This window comes from Arthrobacter sp. B2I5 (assembly GCF_030816735.1).
In the GTDB taxonomy this organism is placed as follows: Bacteria; Actinomycetota; Actinomycetes; order Actinomycetales; family Micrococcaceae; genus Arthrobacter.
Map to the genome: position 1 here is coordinate 3669962 of NZ_JAUSYF010000001.1, position 23450 is coordinate 3693411.

General features: G+C 66.9%; 18 protein-coding genes, 1 tRNA gene and 1 riboswitch. Of the genes, 14 read left to right on the plus strand and 5 right to left on the minus strand.

From position 1 onward, the window contains the following. The first annotated feature begins 57 nt into the window (after positions 1–57). The 4 genes from QFZ60_RS16975 (at position 58) to QFZ60_RS16990 (ending at position 3743) form a co-directional block, all read left to right on the plus strand. Positions 58–1476 carry a phosphomannomutase/phosphoglucomutase gene (locus tag QFZ60_RS16975; RefSeq protein ID WP_307091980.1) on the plus strand — a complete coding sequence of 473 codons (1419 nt, stop codon included), beginning with the start codon at positions 58–60 and terminating at the stop codon, positions 1474–1476. A gap of 6 nt (positions 1477–1482) precedes the next feature. Continuing rightward, on the plus strand, positions 1483–1980 hold the full coding sequence (locus QFZ60_RS16980) for a hypothetical protein (RefSeq protein WP_307091982.1): 498 nt from the start codon (positions 1483–1485) through the stop codon (positions 1978–1980). Between the two features lie 14 nt (positions 1981–1994). Then, positions 1995–2444 carry an Rrf2 family transcriptional regulator gene (locus tag QFZ60_RS16985; protein ID WP_307091983.1) on the plus strand — a complete coding sequence of 150 codons (450 nt, stop codon included), beginning with the start codon at positions 1995–1997 and terminating at the stop codon, positions 2442–2444. Positions 2445–2582: 138 nt separating this feature from the next. Then, complete coding sequence (locus tag QFZ60_RS16990) at positions 2583–3743, plus strand: globin domain-containing protein (RefSeq protein WP_307091984.1); 1161 nt, start codon at positions 2583–2585, stop codon at positions 3741–3743. A 204-nt stretch (positions 3744–3947) separates the two neighbouring features. Here QFZ60_RS16990 and QFZ60_RS16995 read toward each other — a convergent pair whose 3' ends face one another. Next, positions 3948–5780 (minus strand): phosphoenolpyruvate carboxykinase (GTP), encoded by a 1833-nt coding sequence (locus QFZ60_RS16995; RefSeq protein WP_307091985.1) that lies wholly within the window; start codon positions 5778–5780, stop codon positions 3948–3950. Between the two features lie 277 nt (positions 5781–6057). Here QFZ60_RS16995 and QFZ60_RS17000 point away from each other — a divergent pair. The 5 genes from QFZ60_RS17000 to QFZ60_RS17020 all read left to right on the plus strand — a co-directional run bounded on the left by QFZ60_RS17000 (position 6058) and on the right by QFZ60_RS17020 (position 11129). Next, positions 6058–6134 (plus strand) — tRNA-Arg (locus QFZ60_RS17000). Between the two features lie 76 nt (positions 6135–6210). Further along, entirely contained in the window at positions 6211–7665 is a 1455-nt protein-coding gene (locus QFZ60_RS17005; protein ID WP_307091986.1) for an NAD(P)/FAD-dependent oxidoreductase, read from the plus strand. Between the two features lie 67 nt (positions 7666–7732). Next, entirely contained in the window at positions 7733–8452 is a 720-nt protein-coding gene (locus QFZ60_RS17010) for an ABC transporter ATP-binding protein (protein ID WP_307091988.1), read from the plus strand. Next, positions 8449–10485, plus strand: coding sequence for a YhgE/Pip domain-containing protein (locus tag QFZ60_RS17015; protein WP_307091989.1), 2037 nt, complete (start codon positions 8449–8451; stop codon positions 10483–10485). The genes QFZ60_RS17010 and QFZ60_RS17015 overlap by 4 nt, the downstream gene beginning before the upstream one ends. Next, positions 10482–11129, plus strand: coding sequence for a TetR/AcrR family transcriptional regulator (locus QFZ60_RS17020; protein WP_307091990.1), 648 nt, complete (start codon positions 10482–10484; stop codon positions 11127–11129). The genes QFZ60_RS17015 and QFZ60_RS17020 overlap by 4 nt, the downstream gene beginning before the upstream one ends. Before the next feature lie 526 nt (positions 11130–11655). Here the strand turns inward: QFZ60_RS17020 and QFZ60_RS17025 are convergent. Continuing rightward, a complete protein-coding gene (locus QFZ60_RS17025; protein ID WP_307091991.1) occupies positions 11656–12657 on the minus strand; it encodes an EamA family transporter in 1002 nt (333 codons plus the stop codon). A gap of 72 nt (positions 12658–12729) precedes the next feature. On the opposite strand from QFZ60_RS17025, the gene QFZ60_RS17030 reads away from it, so the two are divergent. Further along, the gene (locus tag QFZ60_RS17030; RefSeq protein ID WP_307091993.1) at positions 12730–13713 is read left to right on the plus strand and encodes a LysR family transcriptional regulator; all 984 of its coding nucleotides are present in this window, start codon (positions 12730–12732) and stop codon (positions 13711–13713) included. Here QFZ60_RS17030 and QFZ60_RS17035 read toward each other — a convergent pair. The 3 genes from QFZ60_RS17035 to QFZ60_RS17045 form a co-directional block, all read right to left on the minus strand. Further along, positions 13682–14209 carry a histidine phosphatase family protein gene (locus QFZ60_RS17035; RefSeq protein WP_307091995.1) on the minus strand — a complete coding sequence of 176 codons (528 nt, stop codon included), beginning with the start codon at positions 14207–14209 and terminating at the stop codon, positions 13682–13684. The genes QFZ60_RS17030 and QFZ60_RS17035 overlap by 32 nt on opposite strands. A gap of 437 nt (positions 14210–14646) precedes the next feature. Beyond that, complete coding sequence (locus QFZ60_RS17040) at positions 14647–15513, minus strand: winged helix-turn-helix domain-containing protein (RefSeq protein WP_142119848.1); 867 nt, start codon at positions 15511–15513, stop codon at positions 14647–14649. A 562-nt stretch (positions 15514–16075) separates the two neighbouring features. After that, entirely contained in the window at positions 16076–17095 is a 1020-nt protein-coding gene (locus tag QFZ60_RS17045; protein WP_307091998.1) for a hypothetical protein, read from the minus strand. Positions 17096–17323: 228 nt separating this feature from the next. Here QFZ60_RS17045 and QFZ60_RS17050 point away from each other — a divergent pair, with 228 nt between their 5' ends. The 4 genes from QFZ60_RS17050 to QFZ60_RS17065 all read left to right on the plus strand — a co-directional run bounded on the left by QFZ60_RS17050 (position 17324) and on the right by QFZ60_RS17065 (position 23093). After that, complete coding sequence (locus QFZ60_RS17050) at positions 17324–18064, plus strand: response regulator transcription factor (protein WP_142030193.1); 741 nt, start codon at positions 17324–17326, stop codon at positions 18062–18064. Positions 18065–18077: 13 nt separating this feature from the next. Further along, positions 18078–19553, plus strand: a complete 1476-nt coding sequence (locus QFZ60_RS17055) for a HAMP domain-containing sensor histidine kinase (RefSeq protein ID WP_307092000.1) — start codon at positions 18078–18080, stop codon at positions 19551–19553. A gap of 82 nt (positions 19554–19635) precedes the next feature. Further along, the gene (locus QFZ60_RS17060) at positions 19636–20982 is read left to right on the plus strand and encodes a bifunctional glycosyltransferase family 2/GtrA family protein (protein ID WP_307092001.1); all 1347 of its coding nucleotides are present in this window, start codon (positions 19636–19638) and stop codon (positions 20980–20982) included. Then, a complete protein-coding gene (locus QFZ60_RS17065; RefSeq protein ID WP_307092002.1) occupies positions 20979–23093 on the plus strand; it encodes a glycosyltransferase family 39 protein in 2115 nt (704 codons plus the stop codon). The genes QFZ60_RS17060 and QFZ60_RS17065 overlap by 4 nt, the downstream gene beginning before the upstream one ends. 191 nt (positions 23094–23284) lie before the next feature. After that, a riboswitch (cyclic di-AMP (ydaO/yuaA leader) is annotated at positions 23285–23445 on the plus strand. Positions 23446–23450: the final 5 nt, after the last annotated feature.

Here is a 23450-nt window from a genome sequence, read left to right on the forward strand (position 1 = left end):
CGAAAGAGCTCCCCCAACCACATTGGCCGCCCGCGCTGCCCACGTAAGATAAAGCCCGTGACTAGCGAACAGACAACGACATTTGACCTTTCGGCATCCTTCAAGGCCTACGACGTCCGTGGGATTGTGGGCGAGTCGATCACTGCCGAAATCGTCGAAGCCGTGGGGGCCGCGTTCGTGGATGTCCTGCAGCTTGAAGGCCAGACCATCGTAGTGGGCGGGGACATGCGTCCTTCCTCCCCTGAGTTCTCCAAGGCCTTCGCCAACGGGGCGGCAGCCCGCGGCGCGAATGTGGAGCTGCTGGACCTGATCTCCACCGATGAGCTCTACTTTGCCTGCGGGTTCCTCAACCGCGCCGGAGCCACCTTCACCGCCAGCCACAACCCCGCCGAGTACAACGGCATCAAGATGGCGAAGGCGGGTGCTGTCCCCATCTCCTCTGAAACCGGCCTCAAGGAGATCCAGGCCCTCGCGGAGCAGTACCTCAACTCGGGGTCCATCCCCGCAACCGGCACCAGGGGCCTTATCAGCGTCCGCGACGTACTCAAGGACTACTCCGAGTACCTCCGCAAGCTCGTTGACCTTTCTGCCTCCCGCCCGCTGAAGGTTGTGGTGGACGCCGGCAACGGCATGGCCGGCCTGACCACCCCGGCCGTCCTGGGCGACGCGCTGCTGCCCAAGCTGCCATTCGACATCGTCCCCCTGTATTTCGAGCTGGACGGTTCATTCCCCAACCACCCGGCCAACCCGCTGGAGCCGGAAAACCTCCGCGACCTGCAGGCCGCCGTGATCCAACATGGCGCGGACATCGGCCTTGCCTTCGACGGCGACGCCGACCGCTGCTTTGTCATCGACGAGAAGGGCGAGCCCGTGTCGCCGTCGGCCATTACCGGCATGGTGGCGCGCCGCGAGATCGCCCGAGCCAAGGCCCAGGGCGAGGAAAAGCCCGCCATCATCCACAACCTGCTGACCTCCCGCGCCGTCGCCGAACTGGTGGAACACGACGGCGGACGCGCCGTCCGCACGCGCGTGGGCCACTCCTTCATCAAGGCAGTCATGGCAAAGGAAGGCGCGGTGTTCGGCGGCGAGCACTCCGCCCACTTCTACTTCCGCGACTTCTGGAACGCCGACACCGGCATGCTGGCAGCCATGCACGTCCTGGCAGCCCTGGGCGAGCAGGACGGCCCGCTCTCCGACCTGGCACGCGAATACGAGCCCTACGTCAGCTCCGGCGAAATCAACTCTGAGGTGGAGGACAAGCCGGCAGCGGTGGAGCGGGTGCGCCAGGCCTTCGCGGATGAGGACCTCACCATCGACAACCTGGACGGCAGCACCTTCACGGCCAATGACGGCAGCTACTGGTTCAACCTGCGCCCCTCCAACACCGAACCGTTCCTGCGGCTCAACGCCGAGGCCACGGACCGGGCCACCATGGAACGCATCCGCGACCGCGTCCTGTCCCTGGTGCGGGCCTAACAGCGGATGGCAGACCACACCGGGCAGGCAGCGGACGGAAACAGCGGGCAGGAAAGCTGGCGCGATTCCGTTTCCGAGGCCACGGCAACCGACCTGGAAAACCTCCTGGGCACGGGCGTCAGCGCGGCCCAGGAGCAGCTCCAGCGCAACGGCGGTTTCCTGCCCTTCGCCCTGACGGTCCAGAACGACGGCGAGGTGCGGCTGGTTGCCGTCTCCCCGGCGGATGCCACGGAAGGCAGCGACGGGGACTTCGACGCCGATGCCATGATCCACGACCTGCAGGCCCTCCTCCGCCAGAACCGGGACGACTTCCGCGCCGCGGCCGTGGTCTGCGACATCCTGCTGGTGGAGGAGGAGTCGGACGCCATCCACGTGGCCGCCGAGCACCGGGACGGTTCCCTGTTTGCCGCAGTGCTGCCGTACTCAGCCAACGCAACCACCCAGTCCTGGGAGTTCGGCGAACTGGGCGCGGACGCCAGCGAACCCGCGATCTGGGTGGACTAGACCGGACTGCAGCCATGAAGATCAACGCCTTCGCCGACGTCAGCCTGCGCGCACTCATGGTGCTCGCAGCCGTTCCGGACGGCGCGCTGCTCACCACCCAGAGCATCGCGGACTCAGTGGGAACGCCCTACAACCACGTCAGCAAGGCCATGGCGAAGCTGCGGACCATGGGCCTCATTGAGGTTGTCCGCGGCCGCTCCGGCGGTTCACGGCTCAGCCATGCGGGCCGCATCGCCACCGTGGGCCAGATCCTGCGGCAGCTGGATACCCGCACTGACCCTGCCGACTGCGTGGCACCCGGCGGGAACTGCCCCCTCATCAACGACTGCAAACTCCGCGGTGCGCTCGCCCGCGCCCGCGAGGCCTTCTATGCGGAACTGGACTCCGTGGTCATCGCGGACCTCCCGCAGGAGCGGCAGATGGCGCCGGTCTTCCAGATGATCGGCCTCCGTCCAGGGCTTTGACCCTGCTATCCGGGTGCCGGCTCCCGGTTTGATTTCAAACTTCTACAAGGTGTAGAACTGAGGCTGAAATACTTGTATTTGAAATATGAGTTTTCATCCGGCCGGACGAAGGCCCCGGCCATAACCTCAGGAGTTCAGATGCTCTCGGACAAGTCCCGCCCCGTCATTGAGGCCACCCTGCCGCTGGTGGGTTCCAGGATCGGATCCATCACCCCCAACTTCTACGCCCGCCTGTTCGCGGCGCACCCTGAACTGATGGATGGCCTGTTCAGCCGCTCCAACCAGCGCTCAGGCAACCAGCAGCAGGCCCTGGCCGGGAGCATCGCCGCCTTCGCCACCCACCTGGTCAACAACCCGGGCACCCTGCCGGAAACCGTCCTTTCGCGCATCGCGCACCGGCACGCCTCCCTGGGCATCACCGAACCGCAGTACCAGGTGGTCTACGAGCACCTCTTCGCGGCGATCGCCGAAGACCTGGCCGAGGTCATCACGCCCGAGATCGCCGAAGCCTGGACCGAGGTGTACTGGCTGATGGCGGACGCCCTGATCAAGCTCGAAAAAGGCCTCTACGCCGCACAGGCGAATGACAGGATGTGGATGCCCTGGCGCGTGGCAGCCAAGGAACCGGCAGGAACCGGCTCCATGACCTTCACGCTCGAGCCCGCCGACGACACCCCTGTAACCCCGGCCCTTCCCGGCCAGTACATCAGCGTGAAGGTGGCCGTCGCGGATGGCCTGCGCCAGGTCCGGCAGTACTCCCTCTCAGGCGATGCCGGCACCAGCCGCACGTTCACCACCAAGCTGGACGACGGCGGCGAGGTCTCCCCCGTCCTGCACAACACCGTCCAGGTGGGCGACGTCGTCGAGATCTCCAACCCCTACGGCGAGATCACGCTCAAGGAGGGCGACGGCCCGGTGGTTCTCGCCTCCGCCGGCATCGGCTGCACCCCCACCGCCTCCATCCTCCGCTCGCTCGCCGAGTCCGGCTCCGACCGCCAGGTCCTGGTACTGCACGCGGAAAGCACCCTGGACAGCTGGGCCCTGCGCAGCCAGATGACGGACGACGTGGAGCGCCTTGACGGCGCCGAGCTGCAGCTCTGGCTGGAGAAGCCGGTGGACGGCACCCGGGAAGGGTTCATGTCCCTGCGCGAAGTGGACCTTCCGGCCGACGCCTCCCTCTACCTGTGCGGCCCCCTGCCGTTCATGAAGAACATCCGCAACGAGGCCATCAACGCCGGCATCCCGGCCACCAAGATCCACTACGAGGTCTTCGGGCCGGACATCTGGCTCGCCAGCTGATTCCATTGCTCCGTACTTGTCGTTTTGGAGGTTGAAAACGACAAGTACGGAGCAATCGATGGTTGGGTGGGCCCACGCCGGCAGGGTTCCCTGGCCGAGCTTGCGAGACCAGGGGCCGGTGGGGAGCAATCGATGGGTGGAACGACGGCGGCCCCGCACCTTTTCGAAAAGGTGCGGGGCCGCCGTCGTTGGTTTAACCAGTGGCTAGTGCTTGGCCATGCGTTCCTTGAGGGAGTCGAGCTCCGCGCGCAGGGCACCCGGCAGGGAATCGCCGAACTTTGCGTACCATTCCTCGATGGAGGCGAGCTCGGCGTCCCATTCCTCGCGGTCAACGCGGACGGCGTCCTCCACGTGGGCGTGGGTGAGGTCAAGGCCGGTAAGGTCCAGTGAGTGTCCGGCCGGAACGAAGCCGATGGGGGTTTCGACGGCGTCCGCCTTGCCCTCGAGGCGCTCGATGGCCCACTTCAGGACCCGGGCGTTGTCGCCAAAGCCAGGCCACGCAAAGTCACCGTCGGCGGTGCGGCGGAACCAGTTCACCAGGAAGATGTGCGGCAGGCGTTCGGGGTTGGCCTTTCCGGAGACGCTGATCCAGTGCTTCAGGTAGTCGCCGGCGTCGTAGCCGATGAAGGGCAGCATGGCCATGGGGTCGCGGCGGAGCACGCCGACCTGTCCGGCGGCAGCGGCCGTCGTCTCGGAGGACAGTGTGGAACCCATGAAAATGCCGTTGGTCCAGCTGCGCGCCTGGGTGACCAGCGGAACGGTGGTCTTGCGGCGGCCGCCGAAGAGAATGGCGGAGAGCTCCACGCCTTCGGGGCTGTAGTACTCCTCGGCGAGCATGTCGATCTGCGAGATCGGCGTGCAGAACCGGGAGTTCGGGTGGGCGGCGGGACGGCCCGAATCGGGGGTCCAGGAGTTGCCCTCCCAGTCGGTCAGGTGCGCCGGAACTTCGTCCGTCATGCCCTCCCACCAGACACCGCCGTCGTCGGTCAAGGCCACGTTGGTGAAGATGCTGTGGCCCTTGGCAATGGCGCGCATGGCGTTGGGGTTGGTGCCCCAGCCGGTGCCGGGGGCTACGCCGAAGAGGCCGGCCTCCGGGTTGGTGGCGCGCAGTTCGCCTTCCTTGCCGATGCGCATCCAGGTGATGTCATCGCCAAGGGTTTCGACTTCCCAGCCTTCGATGGTGGGGTCGAGCAGGGCAAGGTTGGTCTTGCCGCAGGCCGAGGGGAAGGCTGCGGACATGTAGTACGACTTCTTCTCCGGCGAAGTGAGCTTGAGGATGAGCATGTGCTCCGCCAGCCAGCCTTCGTCGCGGGCCATGACCGAGGCGATGCGCAGGGCGTAGCACTTCTTTCCGAGCAGGGCGTTGCCGCCGTAACCGGAGCCAAAGGACCAGATGGACCGCTCTTCGGGGAAGTGGACAATCCACTTGTCCGGGTTGCAGGGCCATGCCACGTCCTCCTGGCCCGGGGCTAGCGGGGCGCCGAGCGAGTGCAGGGCGGGAACAAAGAAGGCGTTGGTGGCCGTGATCTTGTCCAGGACCTCGGTGCCAATGTTTGCCATGATGCGCATGGAGGCAACAACGTAGGCACTGTCGGTGATCTCCACGCCGAACTTGGGGTCCTCGGCGTCCAGGTGGCCCATGACGAACGGGATGACGTACATGGTGCGGCCGCGCATGGAACCGGCGAACAGGCCGCGCAGCTTGTCCTTCATCTCCCGCGGTTCCATCCAGTTATTGGTGAACCCGGCGTCACGCTTGTTTTCCGAGCAGATGAAGGTCTGTTCCTCAACGCGGGCAACGTCAGCGGGATCCGAGAAGGCGGCGAAGGAGTTCGGGAAGAGATCCTGGTTGAGCCGGGTCAGGGTTCCGGCAGCAACAAGCTCGTCGGTAAGGCGGGTGTATTCCTCTTCGGACCCGTCGACCCAGTAAATGCGGTCCGGCTGCGTAAGCTCAGCAACCTCTTCGACCCATGCCAGCAGGCCGGCATGTGTGGTGGGTGCTTTCTCAAGCAGCGGCTTCTGCGCCAGATCGCCCATTGCAGTTCCCTTCCTCGGGTTCATCGGTGTGAGCTAAATGCTATGGTCCGGACCAGTGGAGTTTTTGGGGAGCTTGACTGACATCTGCCGTCACCAAAAGTGAATTCCGCGGAAAATCAAGGAATTATTGCGGCGAAAAGGCCGATTAAGTGACAAAGGTCACCTATACCGGTCTAGTTGTCGAGATTACAGTCCTTTCGATTTGGCATCCCGGCCAACCCTCGCGTAAAGTAATTCGAGGTTCGGGGAGAGCGGTTCTTCTCCCGGGACACGGAATGCGCCCATAGCTCAGCTGGATAGAGCGTCTGTCTACGGAACAGAAGGTCAGGGGTTCGAATCCCTTTGGGCGCACCAACAAGGTCCGCACCGGTTCGCCGGTGCGGACCTTTTTTGTGCCGCCAACCCCATCGTCCCCGGCTAGGCTGTGCACATGATGCCCGACGCCACTGAGCGCGAATTTGATGTTGTTGTGATCGGCGCAGGCGCCGTAGGGGAAAACGTGGCAGGCCGCGTCGTGGAGGGCGGGCTTACCGCCGTGCTCGTGGAAGCGGAACTGGTGGGCGGTGAATGCTCCTATTGGGCCTGCATGCCGTCCAAGGCACTCCTTCGGCCCGGCACCGCGCTGCACGGGGCACAGACGACGCCGGGCGCCAAGGAGGCAGTCACCCGCACCCTCGACACCGCCGCCGTCCTGGAACGCCGTAACTATTTCACCTCCAACTGGCAGGATGACAGCCAGGTCTCCTGGGTGGAGGACACAGGCATTGACCTGGTGCGCGGCCACGCGTGGCTGACAGGACCCAAGGCCGTGGAGGTGGCAGGACTGGACGGAAACCGGCACCTGCTAAGGGCGCGGCATGCCGTGGTACTCGCCACGGGCTCAACCCCCAACACACCACCCATTGAGGGCATGCAGGATGTGCAGGTATGGGGAACCCGCGAAGCCACATCGGCGGGTGAGGTCCCGCAGCGCCTGACGGTATTGGGCGGCGGCGTGGCCGGCGCTGAACTGGCCCAGGCTTTCGCCCGGCTGGGTTCGAGCGTCACCCTGGTGGCGCGCAGTGGACTGCTGGGCAAATTTCCGCCGGAGGCCTCCTCACTGGTTGCGGCAGGACTTCGCGCGGACGGGGTGGAGCTTCGCTTGAACACCGCCACGGAACGCATCCGGGAGAACGACGACGGCACCCTCACCGTCAGCCTCAGCGACGGAACCGACGTCACGGCGGAGAAGGTCCTGGTTTCCACGGGCAGGCATCCGGCCCTAGAAGGCCTGGGCCTCGAGAGCCTGGGCTTCGAGCCGGATGATTCCGGGCACCTTTCCCTCACCACGGACACGTCGGGCCTGGTCCAAGAAACCCCCGGAGAGGACCCCTGGCTCTACGCAGTGGGGGACGCCGCGGGCAAAAACCTCTTTACCCATCAGGGCAAGTACGAGGCCCGCGCCACCGGCACCGCCATCGCGGCGCGGGCCAACGGTGAGCTCAAGGGAACCCCCGATGACTGGTCCCGCTATGCCCAGACGGCCAATCAGCATGCTGTGCCCAGCGTCGTCTTCACGGACCCGGAGCTGGCCAGCGTCGGACGCACGCTGCAGGCGGCCAGGAAGGACGGGTACAACGCGGCCTCCGTGGAGCTGCCCATCCAGGTGGCTGGATCCTCCCTCCACTCGGAGAACTATGAAGGCTGGGCCCAGCTGGTGGTTGATGAGGACCGCCAGGTCCTTCTTGGTGCCACGTTCGCCGGGCCGGATGTGGCGGAACTGCTGCATGCGGCCACCATCGCCGTGGTGGGCGAGGTGCCGCTGGAGCGCCTCTGGCATGCCGTCCCCTCCTACCCCACCATCAGCGAGGTGTGGCTCCGGCTGCTGGAAAAGTGTGGGCTCTGATTCTTATTTGAACTGACCAGTCAGTTCGGTTAGCCTTGATGCAGACCATTTCTGTGAAAGGCATGCCTTGCTCTCAGCACACCAGCTCCACGCCAAAGGACGCCGGGACCCGCTGCTTCCGCCAACCTCACTGGCCGTGGGCCGCGGTGAACTGCTGCTCGTTGCCGGCGACCGCCAGGACCAGCGCACCGCCCTGTCCCTCCTGCTCAGCGGGAGGATGAAGGCTTCAGGTGGACAGGTCAGCTGGGACAACAGCACGCGGACCAAGCACCTCCGCCTGGCGGCAGCCCTGGTGGACTCCCCCGGTGTCAATGAACCTGAGGAACACCTCAGCGTCCGCGACCTGGTGACCGAGGACCTGGCCCTGATACCCCGCCGCTACCGCGGGGCGCTGATCAGCGGCCCGTGGCTCAAGGTCAACCGGTTCGAGGACATCGCGGGGCTGTGGACAGAACAGCTGGAACCGCAGCGGCGGCTCGAGCTGTTGACGGCGCTGGCCCTGGCCAACCCCCGCACGGACCTGCTGGTGGTGGACTCCCCGGACCGCCACAGCGCCGATGACCACACCTGGCTGCCGCGCCTGCAGGAACTGGCGTACGACGCCGGGCGCCCACTCGCCGTCGTGGCGGCAGTCAGTGCCGTCCCCGGCTCGTGGGACGGGCCGGTGGCTGTGATCGGCAACGCGGTGCCGGAGGCGGCCCCGGCCGCGGAAGCCGGCGCGGAACCGGACGACGCGGAAACCCCCGAAAACCAGGAAACCCCACTCGAAACCGAGGTTGCCAAGTGAGTGTCCTGCGGCTGGCCCGCTCCGAACTCAAGCGCATGACCGGCGGGCTGCTGCCCAAGCTGACCATCCTGGCGCTGACCATGGTCCCGCTGCTCTACGGCGCGGTATACCTCTACGCCAACTGGGATCCGTACGGGCACCTCAACAACCTGGACGCCGCACTGGTGGTGGAGGATGCAGGTGCAACCACAGCCGACGGCACCCGGCTGGAGGCGGGGGCCAAAGTGGCGGACAGCCTGGTGGAAGGCAACGTCTTCCACTGGGTGCCCGTGGCCAGCTCCACGGAAGCTGACGCCGGAGTGAGCAGCGGTCAGTACGCCTTCGCGCTGAAGATCCCCAAGGACTTTTCAGCCAACCTGGTTTCCCCCGGCAGCTTCGACTCCGCCAGCCAGGCCATGCTGAACGTGACCACGAACGATGCCAACAATTACCTCCTGAGCACCATCGTGGACAAACTGACCACTGCCGTGCACTCCACCGTTGCCAAGGAAGTGGGTGAGGAAACCGCCAACCAGCTGCTTACCGGCTTCGGCACCATCCACGGCAAGATGGTCCAGGCCGCGGACGGGGCCTCCCAACTGGCCGACGGCGTGGCAATCCTCAGGGACGGAACCGTTACCCTCCACGAGGGGACTACGGCCTTGAGCAGCGGGGCGGACCAGTTGTACGCCGGCCAGCTGAAGCTGCGCGACGGCGCCAACCAGCTCACCGATGGCGCCGGGCAGCTCAGCAGCGGCCTGTCAGTCCTGAAAGACAAGACGGCCACCCTGCCCACGGATACCCAGACGCTCGCGTCCGGCGCGGCCCGGGTGGCTGCGGGGAATGCCCAGCTGAACGCGAAGGTCCAGGACGTGGCGGCCCAGCTGGAGGCAGCGGACCAGGGACTCCGCGCCCGGGTTATGGAGTCCAACAGCAGGCTGGTCGCTTCGGGCGTCCTCACCCAGGAGCAGGCGGACAAGGTCCTTGCCGATTTCGACGCTGCCGCGGCATCCAGTCCGGTGGCAGGCGCCAAGAGCAAAATCCAGACGGACGCGGCCCAGGTCCAGCAGCTGGCCAACGGTTCCGAAGCAGTCAGTGTTGGCGCGGCCCAGCTGGCGGCGGGGATGCCCGCACTGAAGGACGCCATCGCACAGGCCTCAGCAGGGGCTGACCAGCTGCACACCGGCGCCGCCGCGCTGGCAGCCGGTGAGCAGTCCGCCGTCGACGGGGCCGCCGCCCTGACGGACGGCGCACACAAGGTGGATGCCGGAGCGGCCCAGGTGGCCGATGGCGCGGGCCAGGCCGCATCGGGCTCCCGCGCGCTGGCCGATGAAATCGGCAAGGGCGCCGGCCAGGTCCCCAACCCGGACGACGCCCAGAAGAGCAACCTGTCCCAGGTCATGGCCGATCCCGTGGCGGTCAGCAACGTGTCGCAGGCCAAGGCCGGGTCCTACGGCGCCGGCCTGGCCCCGTTCTTCCTCACGCTCGCCCTGTGGATCGGGATCTTCATGCTGGTCCAGGCCATGCGTCCCATCACGCAACGGGCGCTGGCCTCCAACGCGCCGTCATGGAAGATCGCCCTGGGCGGCTGGCTTCCCTTCCTGCTGGTTTCAGTGGTGCAGGCGTCGCTGCTGACCCTGGTGGTGGACGTGGCGCTGGGGCTGAACCCGGCCCACCCGGTGCTGATGTGGCTGTTCATGCTGGCCGCCGCCATGGCGTTCAGTGCGCTCATCCAGGGCGTCGTGGCGCTGCTGGGCTCGCCGGGCAAGCTGGTGGTGCTCATCCTGCTGGTCCTGCAGCTGGTGTCCTCCGGCGGCACGTTCCCGTGGCAGACCACCCCGCAGCCGCTGCACGTGGTGCACCAGGTCCTGCCCATGGGTTATGTGGTAACCGGGATGCGTCACCTGATCTACGGCGGCGACCTGTCCATGATTGTCCCCACCCTGGCGGGCCTGCTGGGCTACACGGTGCTGGGCGCGGCACTGTCCACGCTCGCGGTGCGCAAGAACAAATACTGGACCCTCAAGACGCTGAAACCGGAGATCGCGGTATGAGCACCGAACCCACGGCCGCTGCCAAAGGGCTCCGGCCCGCCCGCACCAACGCCACCCGCCAGAAACTCTTCGACGCCTCCATGGAGCTGATCGGTGAGCGCGGGGCGGCAAGCGTCACGGTGGACGAGATCGCTGCTGCTGCCGGCGTATCCAAGGGCACCGTTTACTACAACTTCGGCAGCAAGTCGGAGCTGATCGCGCAGCTGCTGCGGCATGGGGTGGACATCCTCAAGGCGCAGCTGCTCGAGGCCGCCGGCAGTGAAGGCACCGGCCGTGACCCCTTGCTGGGCATGGAAGCGATGATTGGCCAGGCCATGGATTTCATGGCCGAGTACCCGTCGTTTGCACGCCTGTGGGTCAGTGAGAACTGGCGGATTCCCAGCGAGTGGCAGGGCACCTTCTCGGTCCTGCGCGGCGAGCTCCTGGAAGTGATCGGCCAGGCCGTGGAACGTGTGGCCGAGGCCTACCCCGTGGACGATTCAGTGTCCAGGGGAAGCCTGGAGACCGCCATCTTCGGTGCCTGCTTCGTGGTGGGCCTGGACCGGCAGACCTACAACCCCGAGCGCACCCGCGACCAGAGCGTTGCAGCAATCATGGCCATCATGCGCGGCTACGTCCTCAGGGAACCCGCTCCTCGGGGATGATGGAGCACATGCGCCATACGGGGAAGAGCGGAAAGTTCGCGGTGATCTGCGGCATCGTCGCAGCAGGGCTGCTGGTCCTTACGGCGATGACACTGGCCGAGCCGGTGTTCATGGCGTTCCTCGGCGTGCTGGGCCTGGCCTACCTCGCAGCGCTTGCCGAGATCCTGTTCCGGCGGCGGCGGTTTGCCCTGCTGGCCGCCGGCGCCGGAACTGCCCTTGCCCTCGGCTTTTCCCTGGCGTTCCTCAGCACATGGGAGCTCGCGTTCGACGGCCAGTCCTCCTTCCTGGGCACCCCACTCCCCACCGACGACCCCGACAACTATTTCCTCGGTGCCGCCTGCGCGCTGGCCGGAACCTTCGGGATCCTCTTCCTGGGTGCCTTGTGGCCGGGACGGGGAGGGAGCGCGGCGGGCCGCCGGCCTTCCGCCGCACGGCGCGGGAGTCCGCGGCCGGCGCGCCCTGCCGCGGCGCGCCCTGCCGCCCAACGCCCTGCCGCCCAGCGCCCGGGCAGCCAAGCCGCCGCCCGTCAACGGGCTTCCGTCACCCGCACCCCGCCCGCCGGCTCCCCGCCGGCCAAGCGCCCGCCGTCGTCCGCTCCACCCTCAGCCCGGCCGGCTCCCAGGCCCGGCAGCGGCTCGGCCTCCCGCCGCTGACGCCGCGCTCCTGCCCCGGTGAGCACCGCCGTCGCCACGCCGCCCAGGAGAAGCAGCCCGCCCGCCAGTTCCGTTGGCGACGGCACTTCCGCGAGGACCAGCCAGGCAGCGCTCATTCCCACCACCGGGACCAGCAGGGTAAACGGCACAACGGCCGACGACGGGTGGCTGGCCAGGAGCCGGTTCCAGATTCCGTAGCCCACCAGCGAGGCGAAAACAGCGGTGTACAGGGCGCTGAGCATGGTGGGCACCTGGACGGTGGACAGCGAGGTCCAGACCTGGCCCGGCCCGTCAACCAGCACCGACAATGCTCCCAGCGGGAGCGGCACCACGGCGCCCGACCAGACCACCAGCCCCAGGCCTGAGGCGGCCCTGGCCTTCCGGGCGATGACGTTTCCGGCCGCCCAGGACAGCGCTGCCGCCAGGACGACGAGCAGCGGCAGCAGTGGGGCCACGGCGCTGCGGCCGACGGCCACGACGGCCAGTCCTGCCACGCCCAGCACCACTCCGGCGAGTTGGCGCCGGCTGGGCCGCTCGCCGAGGAACCCGGCGGCCAGCAGGACGGTCAGCAGCACCTGCGCCTGCAGGACCAGCGACGCGAGACCCGCCGGCATGCCGAGCGCCATGGCCAGGTAGAGGAGGCCGAACTGGCCGGCACTCATGAAAAGTCCGACGCCGACAATGGCCTTCCAGCCCACCTCGGGTTTCCTGACGAAGAAGATCCAGGGAACCACCACCAGGACGAAGCGCAGCGCGACGAACAACAGGGGCGGAAAGTTCTGGCCGCCCGCGTGGAGTCCGATGTCGATGGCCACGAAGTTCAGGCCCCACAGCAGGGCGACGAGAAGGGCAAGGAGGGAATCGCGGAGGCTCACGCTCCTACTCTGGCAGAGGGGCAAATGAAGCACCAGCGCTTTATTCGGCGTTCGATCATGTAACTTTGCTTCATGATTGACATAGGGTCCTTACGGGCGCTCGCGGCCATAGAAAAGCACGGCACGGTCGTTGCCGCCGCGGAAGCCATGGGGTTCAGCCCGTCAGCCGTCTCGCAGCAGGTGAAGAAGCTGGAGAAAGAGGGCGGCTTCGCTGTCCTGGAACGCCGCGGCCGGGGAGTCCTGCTGACCGAGCGCGGACTGGCCCTGGCTGCCTATGGGCGGCGCATCCTCGCGGAGTTGGAGGAGCTGGAGTCCACGCTGATGGCCGATCCGGCCAAACCCAGCGGCAGCCTGCGGGTGGTTTCCTTTTCCACCGCGTGCCGTGGGTTGGTAGGCCCCCTGTTGGCCCAGGTTGGGCAATCGGGGGCAGCGCTGGATATTTCCGTTCTGGCCGAGGACCCGCGCGAGGCCGTGGCCCGGGTCGCCAACGGCGAAGCCGACCTGGGCCTGGTGCACAACTGGAATTCCGTGCCGTTGGTCATCCCGGAGCACCTCACGCTGGAGTGGCTGTGCGAGGACGTGGCGGACGTCCTGGTCCACCGCGGGCATCCGCTCGCCCAGCAGCCGGAGGTTGAACCCGCACAGCTCGTGGACGAGCGCTGGATCAGCACGCCGGCAGGAGCGATCTGCAACGAAGCCCTGCTGCGGATCTTCGCCGGCCTGGGGCGCGTCCCCGACATCAGGGTTTACGACCCCGATTTTGCGACGCATATCGCTTTTGTGGAGCAGGGGGTGGCTGTAGCGCTCGTGCCGCGCTTGGGCCGCCCGGCGCTGCCTCCGGACGTCGTCGCCATTCCAGTGGTCAATCCGGTCCAGGCGCGGCAAGTGGGACTCGTCCACCGCAGGACCATGACGGCCAGTCCCGGCATCAGGCACGTGGCGGGACTTCTGCGGGAGATCGCGGGCAGTGGGACCGGGACCGGTGGGACGGGCGTCAGTGCGGCTCTGTCCAGTGGGCCTGTATCTAGTGGGCCCGGGGCACCGCGAACCGCATGATCCGGGCATCCTGGCCGTCGAGTTCCGCCCACGGCTTCTCCGTCTCCAGGACGGTGAGCGCATTGGTGGGAAAGCGGGTGGCGGCGTCCATGTAGGCGTCGTGGTCGGAGTCGCGTGAGGCCAGGTGCATGGCCAGGTCCTGCACGCCGGGCAGGTGCGCGATCAGCATCAGCGTGGTCACGGTGTCCGGCACGTGGTTGACCACGGTGAGCATCCGGAGGGCCGACGCCTCATAGAGTCCGTCCTCGAGCTTGGGCGTGGGGGCCTTGTCGCCGAGTTCGGAGCAGACCCAGGTGCAGGTCTGCCGGGTACGCAGGGCGCTGGAGCACAGGATGAAGTCCGGGACGATGTTGTGCTTGAGCAGCCAGCGCCCGGCCAGCGGCGCTTCCCGGTGCCCGCGCTCTTCGAGTGGCCGCTCGTGATCGGCCACCCCGCCGGGCCAGTCTGCCTTGGCGTGCCGCATGATCACAAGGCGTCGGACATGGTGCGAACTCATGGCCCAAGCCTAGCCCCAGCAAAAGCACGAGGAAGCGCACAGTTCCTTGGCCGGAGAACGTCACGCCAAGCCCGCTTTAGGCACCAGCAAAAAACAAAATTGGCGGAATCCCGGGCCCCGGCAGCAGACAACAGCCCGAAAACGTGCTCACAGTGACGCGAGCATCCCTAAGCCGCGGAGGCATAGCACCCGGAGAGCCTCAACGCGCCTCGAAGGCTGCCTTTATCGTGCGGCGCCGTAGCGCAGCGAGGCATCCTGACAGCGCCGTTGTTGCGTGAGGCCAACAGTGACACGAGGATCCCTCCGCCGCGTAGGCACAGTACTTGGAGAGCCCGGGCGCACAAAAGCGACTTTCTGCGTAGTGCCGCATCGCCGACTGAGGAACGAAGGAGGTGTCTAAGGCACGGCAGAAAGCCGCTTTTGTGCGTAGAGAGAAGCTAGATCGAGTACTCCGGAGCGGCCCAGACAACAACTTCCGGGTGCTCGTAGAACCGGTAGCCCTGGCCGCGAACGGTGCGGACGGTGTTGGCGAGGCGGCCCAGCTTGGAGCGGAGGCGGCGGATGTGGACGTCGATGGTGCGCTCGTTGGGCACTTCTTCGGCGTTGCGCCACAGTCCTTCGAGGAGCTCGTCGCGGCCAACGGTGCGGGTGCCGTTTTCGACGAGGTAGTTGAGGAGCTCGAACTCCTTGAAGGTCAGATTCAGGGATTCGCCGTCGAGGTGGACTTCGCGCCGGGCGAGGTCGATGAGCACGCCGGAGGGGCGCGGTTCCTGCGGCTGGGCAGCGCGCGGCGTTTCGGTGCGCTGGCGGGAGTTGACGGTGGGGTCGCCGAAGGTGGAACGGACGACGTCGAGAGCGGAACCGGGGGTGCCGGCGGGGGCTACTGCAACGGCGGCGTAGCTCTCGGCGCCGGAGACGAGCGACTGGGCGTAGGCGCGGATTTCCTGTGCGAGCTTGGCGATGGAGGTTCCGGCTGCTGCTGCGGTCTCCTCGTCGATGCCCATGTAGAGGACGAAGCCGCGGGCGACGTTCTCGTTGGCTACCGGGCGGACCGCGTTTGGGCCGGCCACCACAGGGGTAGGGGCGGTAACGGGTGCGGACTCTGCGGGGTGCACGGCACGGAGCTGGCCGTAGGAGTTGGGGTTGTATCCCTGCGGGGCGAAACCCTGGCCGGGGAAGCTGCTGCCGGACGTGGAGGGAGCAAGCGACGGGCGGGGAGCGAAGCCCGGACGAAGACCGGAGGGCTGTCCTGCCTTGGCGGCGTTACGGACTGAGATGTGGACGTATCCGGATGCAACTGACATGTGTGGTTACCTCAATGTGAATGGCCGTCTTCGCGGCTCGAATGCTGGCTTCCCCGTCAGCGGACCGGGGAGGGGCGCCCGACGCTGGGCTTGGGGGCGAATGCCTAAGAACTTCGGTGGGTGGGAAGGTCAGGCGTGCATTCGACAACAGCGCATGTCGGCAGCAGCTGATGTGCTGGGCCAATATTCTGCGGCTGCAGGTGCTGTTGAGTTCTTGTTCACATTGGAAGTGTGCAGCGTAACAATGCGAACTTGCAAGTAACAATGGACCGGATCGTCCGCATCGTGAGACAAAATGTGGAATTGTGCCGCAGATCACTATTTCGGAAGAGGGAAATTTTTTTGCTGCTTATCCGGAAAAGGGGCTTGCGTCTCCTCTAGCCTCGAATTTTCTTTGCCCAGACCGCCGTTTTTCGAATTGAGCCGAAATTCAACCGTTTGACATAGAATCGGCCGGACAGGGACCCTTCCTGTCCAGCCGACGTCCCGTCCTCTGCCGATTTTTTGCGCTTGAACGGCCTGCGCTGTCCATCGCAGGGGGCACGAGCATTGGCTGTGCGTGTCAGTTGCTGCTGGTGCCCGGGGCCGGGACTGTGCCGGAACCGGCCATTGCCAGTTGGATGGTCTGCGCAGTGTAGGTGTCCGAATCCTTCAGCGCTGTCACGCGGACGGTGGCTCCGGTGGTCACGGTGGACATGCTGAGCGGACTGGAAGCGGTCCCGCTGCCCCGCTGCCGCATTCCCTGCGTCACCTGCACATCGGAACCCACCGCATAGGTCCGGGAAAAGCCATCCTCGCTTTTGACGGTCAGGGAGGTGGCGGAGACCTCCGTGACGGTGCCTTTCTGGCCGGCCATGGCCACATAGCTTGAGTCCTGGAGAACCACGTATTCGGAATGGACGGCTGCGTTCAGAGCCGCCGAACCCATCCCCAGGCCCCCGGGCCCACCGTCCATTCCCGTGCCGCCGGCCATGCCGCCGTCCATGCCGCCGTCCATGCCGCTTTGGCCGCCCGGCCCCATCATGCCGCCCTGCCCGGTCATGCCGCTTTGCCCTCCCGTTCCGGACTGGCCGGTGGCACCTGTGCCCACGCCGTTGTTCGTGGAAGCAACAGCCGTCCCGTTTCCGGCCGCGTAGGCACCGGCACCGGCTGCGGCAGCCACAACCACCACCACACCGCCCACCAGTACACCTTTCTTCGCCGTCCAGTTCCCTTTCCCGGAACGGGAGGAAGTGCCGGCGGAGTACTGCTGTGGTGCGCCCCAGCCCGTGCCGGTGTTGGGCACCCGGCCGTTTGCCGGCGTCGTGCCCCATTCCGGGGAAGGCGAGGCTGGAGCGGGTGCACCCCAGCCTTGTGCTGGCTGCCCCTGCGGAGGTTGGTCCTGCGTCGCCTGATTGTGTGCGGCCGGTCCATGGTCGACGCCGGGCGGGCTGGCCGAGGCCGGTTCATGCCCGCCGCCGGCCTGGTTGGCCGGGGCGGCACCGTCACGGCCGGCGCCGTCGGCCGCTCCGCCCCATACAGGAGCCGGCTGGTTCTTTTGCCCGGAGGCCGGGGGTACGGCTTGGTCGTCTTGCTGATCCATGGCTTTCTCCAAAAGGTCGGAACTGATGGTGTTGATGCTGTTGTCCCCACAGGCTCTGCCGCCAGGCTGTGCAAGGGCTGTGCGGCAGGCCAAGCCAGCCTGTGACCTGCCGGGCCCGCGGGGGCAGGCCCAGCGGCTGCCTTCGTCCCAGGTGGCTAGGCTGGACCTCACAGCTGGAACACAGCAATGGCAAAGCCTTGGCAAACCGACAGATCGGAGAGTTGTCCCATGGCATCCCCGCACTCCATGACCAACAACCTTCCCCAGCTCACCCACCCGGACGGCTCCCCTATCCGTGCCCTGGTGGTGGATGACGAACCGAGCCTGTCCGAACTCATGAGCATGGGCCTGCGCATGGCGGGCTGGTCTGTGGCCGTGGCCGCGGACGGACCCGCTGCCGTGAAGCTCGCCAAGGACTTCCATCCGGATGTCCTGGTGCTGGACGTCATGCTGCCGGGGTTCGACGGCGTGGAGCTGCTGGGCAGGATCCGCGCCTTTGCGCCGGAGGTGCCTGCGCTCTTCCTGACAGCCAAGGACGACGTCCAGGACCGCATCGTGGGACTGGCCGCGGGCGGGGACGACTACGTCACCAAACCCTTCAGCATGGAGGAAGTCCTGCTGCGCCTGCACCGCCTGGTCCAGCGTTCCGGAGTGGCCGCCATGGATACTGCCGAACTGGTGGTGGGCGACCTGGTGCTCAATGTGGATACCCGGGAAGTTACCCGTGCCGGGGAAGGGATCCAGCTGACGGCAACCCAGTTCGAGCTGCTCCGCTACCTGATGGAAAATCCCAAGCGCGTGGTCAGCAAGGCCCAGATCCTGGACCATGTGTGGGATTACGACTTCGGCGGCCAGGCGAACATCGTGGAACTGTACATTTCCTACCTGCGCAAGAAGATCGAAGCCAACCATCCGCCGATGATCCACACCGTGCGCGGAGCGGGCTACGTCATCAAGCCTGCAGACTAGCCAAAGGAAACGCGTGTCTCTTTCCGGTGTCCCCCGGCCCACCGGCCGGTCCTGGTTCAACCCATCCACCTGGCACCTCCGCACCCGCCTGATCCTGCTGTCCATGGCCCTGCTGGTGGCCATCTCGGGCGCCATCGGCGTGGTCAGCTACGCCTCCATGGACGTGGTCCTCACCAACCAGCTGGACAACCAGCTGATGCAGGCCTCCCGCGGCCGGCCGCCGGAAGGCAACCCGTCCGGACGGCCTGACCCGCTCGATGCGCGCGGCCAAAGCGTGGGCACGCTCAACGCACGCGTCATCAACGGCCAGATCAGCCGGGAGGCAGGCTTCCTGTCCTCCGACGCGACCCGCACGGCCCTGACTTCCTCGGATGTGGCGGCCCTGCAGGCGCTTCCCCATAACGGCGTGCCGGTGGACCGCCAGCTGTCTAACGGCGATTACCGGCTGATGGCCACCGAGACGCCGTACGGCGACGTGGTGATCACCGGCCTTCCGCTGGGCACGAAGAAAGCCACCGAAGCCTCACTGGTGCTCACCATGGTGCTGGTCTCGCTGGGCGGGCTGGTCCTGATCGGCCTGGTTGGCACCGCTCTGATCCGCCGGACCATGCGCCCCTTGGAACAGCTGTCCGACGTCGCCACCAAGGTTTCCAAGCTGCCCCTCGACGCCGGCGAGGTGGCGCTCGCCGTCCGCGTGCCGCCGTCGGCCGCCCATCCCAACACGGAAGTGGGCAGCGTGGGCCACGCCCTGAACCTGATGCTGGACAACGTTTCCAGGGCGCTCGAAGCCCGGCAGCGCAGCGAGATGAAGGTGCGCCAGTTTGTTGCCGACGCTTCGCACGAGCTTCGGACGCCGCTGACCGCCATCCGCGGGTACACCGAGCTGATGCGCATGACCGAGACCCTCACCGAGGACGGCCGGAAGTCGCTGGGGCGGGTGCAGAGCCAGTCGGAGCGCATGACCGCGCTGGTGGAGGACCTCCTCCTGCTGGCCCGGCTGGATGAAGGCAAGGCAACCGAGAGCACCGATGTGGACCTTACCCAGCTGGTGATCGAAACCGTCAGTGACGAAAAGGTCGTGGCCCCGGACCACACCTGGCAGCTGCAGCTGCCAGACGAACCTGTCACGGTCAGTGGGGACACCACCCAACTGCACCAGGTGCTGGCCAACCTGCTTTCCAATGCCCGGAAGCACACCCCGGCCGGGACCACCGTGGCCACCGGCTTGATGCGCTCCGCAGACGGGAGCGTGGTGGTCACGGTCACCGATGACGGGCCCGGCATCCCCGCCGAATTCCAAGGCAGCATCTTTTCGCGCTTCACCCGGGCTGACGCCGCCCGCTCCGGCTCCGAGGGCTCGTCCGGCCTGGGCCTGTCAATCGTCGAGTCGATCGCCATGGCCCACGGCGGCACCGTGGAACTGGTCTCCCGGCCGGGCAGGACCGAGTTCGCCGTCCGCCTTCCCGCTGCGGGCCCCGCCACGCCCTGATCGCGACGGCGGGGCAAGACTACACAGGCACGTCACAGGTTGCGCCTAAAGCCCTCAAATCCGGCGGCACCACTCTTGATGCATGACGCTCACCGACTCCACTTCAGGAACCCTGCAGGACGCCGCGGTGGCGCCGCCGGACCCTCGGTCCCGGGCATATGCTGCACGGCGGGCCCCCGTGAACACCCGCACCGCCGTCCCCGTCCTCGATGTCACCGTTCCCGTCTTCAACGAGGAACGAGACCTTGAGGAATGCCTCCGCAGGCTCCACGCGCACCTGGCCGACACCTTCCCCCACAGCTTCCGGATCACCGTGGCGGACAATGCCAGCACGGACGGAACCCTGAAGATCGCTGAGCGGCTGGCCCGGGAGTTTCCCGAGCTCGTCGTGGTCCACCTCGACGAGAAGGGCCGCGGGAATGCCCTGCGCAAAGTATGGCTGGCCTCCCCGTCACCGGTCCTGGCCTACATGGACGTGGACCTCTCCACCGACCTCGCCGCCCTGCCCCCGCTGCTGGCGCCCCTGATTTCCGGGCACTCGGACCTGGCCATCGGCACCCGGCTGACCCGCAGCTCCCGTGTGGTCCGCGGGCCCAAGCGGGAGTTCATTTCACGCAGCTACAACCTGATGCTGCACTCCTTCATGGGCGCCCGGTTCAGCGACGCACAGTGCGGGTTCAAGGCCATCCGCGCGGACGTCGCCCAGCAGATCCTGCCCCACACCGTGGACACCTCCTGGTTCTTCGATACTGAGCTTTTGGTCCTCGCCGAACGCTGCGGCCTGCGCGTCCACGAAGTCCCCGTCGACTGGATTGACGATCGAGACTCCAGTGTGGATGTGGTCCGCACGGCACTTTCCGACGTCCGGGGAATGGCCCGGCTCACCCGTGACCTGGTCTTGGGCCGCATCCCGGTGCCGGAGCTGCGGGCGGCCCTGGCACGGGGCCCGGTTCCGGCGTCTTCACGGGCGGCCGAGCAGACACGTGGCAGCAGCCTCTTCGGCCAGCTGATCCGTTTCGCCGCCATCGGCGCCGCCTCTACCCTGGCCTACCTGCTGATCTTCGTGTCCTGCCGGGGCTTCATGGACCCGCAGTTGGCCAACTTCCTGGCGCTGCTGGTCACCGCCGTGGCCAACACCGGCGCCAACAGGCGTTTCACGTTCGGAATCCAGGGCGGCAACCCGGTCCGGCACCACTTCGAGGGGCTGATCGTGTTCGGCATCGGCCTGCTGCTCACCTCCGGAGCACTCGCCCTGGTCCACCGGACGACGGCGCCCGACCGGTGGGTGGAAATCCTCACCGTTGTGGCGGCGAACCTTGCGGCCACGGGGGCCCGTTTCCTGCTGTTCCGGCTGTGGGTGTTCCGCGGCAACCTCAGCAACAGGGCCACGAAAGACACCACGCCTTCCAGAGAAACGGCAGCATCATGACCTCCACCGTCTCCCCCGCGGACGCCGGTTCAGCCGCAGGCCGGCAACCCTCGTCATCCGGACACGGGGTGTCCATGACCGGGTCGGCTGTGCCGGGATCCCGCTGGACCCGCTACACATTCGGCGTCCAGCCCCGTTGGGTACGGCCTTCCGCCGCAGGGCTTCTGGTGGCCACGGCGGTCCTGTACCTCTGGAACCTGGCAGCAACCGGTTACGGAAACCGGTTCTATGCCGCAGCCATCCAGGCCGGCACCAAGGACTGGACCGCGTTCCTCTTCGGCTCGCTCGACGCCGGCAACGCCATCACCGTCGACAAGCCGCCGGCAGCACTCTGGATCCCCGCCCTGGCAGGGCGCATCTTCGGATTCTCGCCGCTGAGCATGCTGGTGCCGGAGGCACTCATGGGGGTGGCCGCCGTCGGCTTCCTCTACCTGGCGGTCAAACGCGTCTCCGGACCGGCTGCAGGCCTGCTCGCTGGCGGCGCCCTGGCGCTGACGCCGGTGGCTGCGCTCATGTTCAAGTTCAACAACCCGGACGCCCTGCTTACCCTCTGCCTGGTGCTCGCCGCCTACTTCACCACCCGCGCCATCGAACGGGCGGGATGGACGTGGCTTGTCGCTGCGGGGGCCGTGATTGGCCTGGCGTTCCTCACCAAGATGCTGCAGGGTTTCCTGATCGTCCCGGCGCTGGGACTCGCCTATCTTTGGGCCGCCCCCACGTCGATCGGACGCCGGCTGGCGCACCTGCTGGGCGCGTTGGGCGGAATCCTGGTGGTAGCCGGCAGCTACATCACACTTTTCCAGCTGACGCCTGCCTCCGAGCGGCCGTACATGGCAGGTTCCAGCACCAACAGCTTCCTGGAACTGACCTTCGGCTACAACGGACTGGCCCGCATCACCGGTTCCGGCGAAGGCATGCCAGGCGGCGGAGCGGGAGGCGCGGCCGGCGGATCTGGTGGCGGCTTAGGCGGCGGGAACGCCGGGTTCGGCGGGGCAGCGGGCCTGCTGCGGATGTTCGGCACCAGCTTTGGCGGCGAAGTGTCCTGGCTGCTGCCTGCCGCCCTGGTCCTGCTGGTGGCGGGCCTGTGGTTCACGCGCCGCGAAGTCAGGACCTCCCCGGGCCGTGCGGCACTGATCCTGTGGGGCGGCTGGCTCCTGGTCACCGCGGGTGTGTTCAGCTTCATGAGCGGCACCGTCCACCCCTACTACTCAGTGGCACTGGCTCCGGCGGTCGCAGCGCTGGTGGGCATCGGCAGCGTGGAACTGTGGCGTGGCCGGGATTACTGGCCGGCCCGGACCGTCCTGGCCGCCACCATCCTTGGCACCTCCATCTGGTCCGCCGTCCTGCTGGGCCGCGACGCATCGTGGCTCCCCTGGCTTCGCGTCACCATCATCGCCCTGGGTGTCCTCGCGGCCGCCGCAATCCTCCTCCGCCTCGACGCACTGGGCACCTCCGGACGGTTCCGGCGCGCCGGCGCGGCCGCCGTCGTCGTCCTATCCCTCCTGGCCGGAGGACTCGGAACCGGCGCCTGGACCCTCGCCACCGCTGCCTCCGCACACTCAGGCTCCATTCCCACGTCGGGGCCCGCGGGTTCGTCGGCGGGCGGCTTCGGGAACCGGGCCGCTGGGTTCAGCGGCAACCGGGCAGGCGGCAGGGATGCCGCCGCTATGGACTCTGCCCCAGGCGCTGGCGGGCTTGATCCCTCCAGTGGTTTCGACGGTGCAACTGGCCCCGGCGGTGCCGCGGATGGATCCGGCGGCCCGGGTGAAGGAACGGCAGATGCCGCAGTGACGGCACTTCTGGCGGGTACCACCACAAAATGGTCGGCGATTGTGTCCGGCGCCAGCCAGGCAGCCAGCCTGGAACTCGCCACCAACACGGACGTCATTGCCCTGGGCGGCTGGAACGGCGGTGACCCATACCCCACGCTCGCCGGGTTCCAGGCCATGGTGGCCAAAGGAGAGATCGGCTACTTCATCGAAGGCGGCGGCGGTATGGGCGGGGGCGGCATGGGCGGCCGCAGCGGCAACTCCGAGGTTGCTGCGTGGGTCCATGCCAACTTCCATGCCCAGTCCGTAGGCAACTCCACCATGTACCAACTCACCCGGTAGGACACCATTGGCCAGGTAACGCTCAGGTATGTGCAGAACGGTAAAAACGACATAGGCCGCAGGAAGTCCGCAATTCGACGCGCTGGTTCCCGTGACTTCCGTTACCTAAATGTGACTTTGGCGTGTTCTTCCTGTACCGTCGATTGGGTGCGGTCCCCGTTCGGGCCGCATATCCCGGGTTGACGCCAAGCTCTGCCGCTTCCCCGGATTCCGATTGAGCTACGGCAGAGGCGGGGGACCCACCGTCCCGGGCACTGAATGCCCTTGGGGTTAAGCCAGTACGTGATCTTTCCGTACGGCCGGATGCCCTCATCCGAACCCGACAGCTAACTCCGCAGGTGTGAGAGGCGATCAATC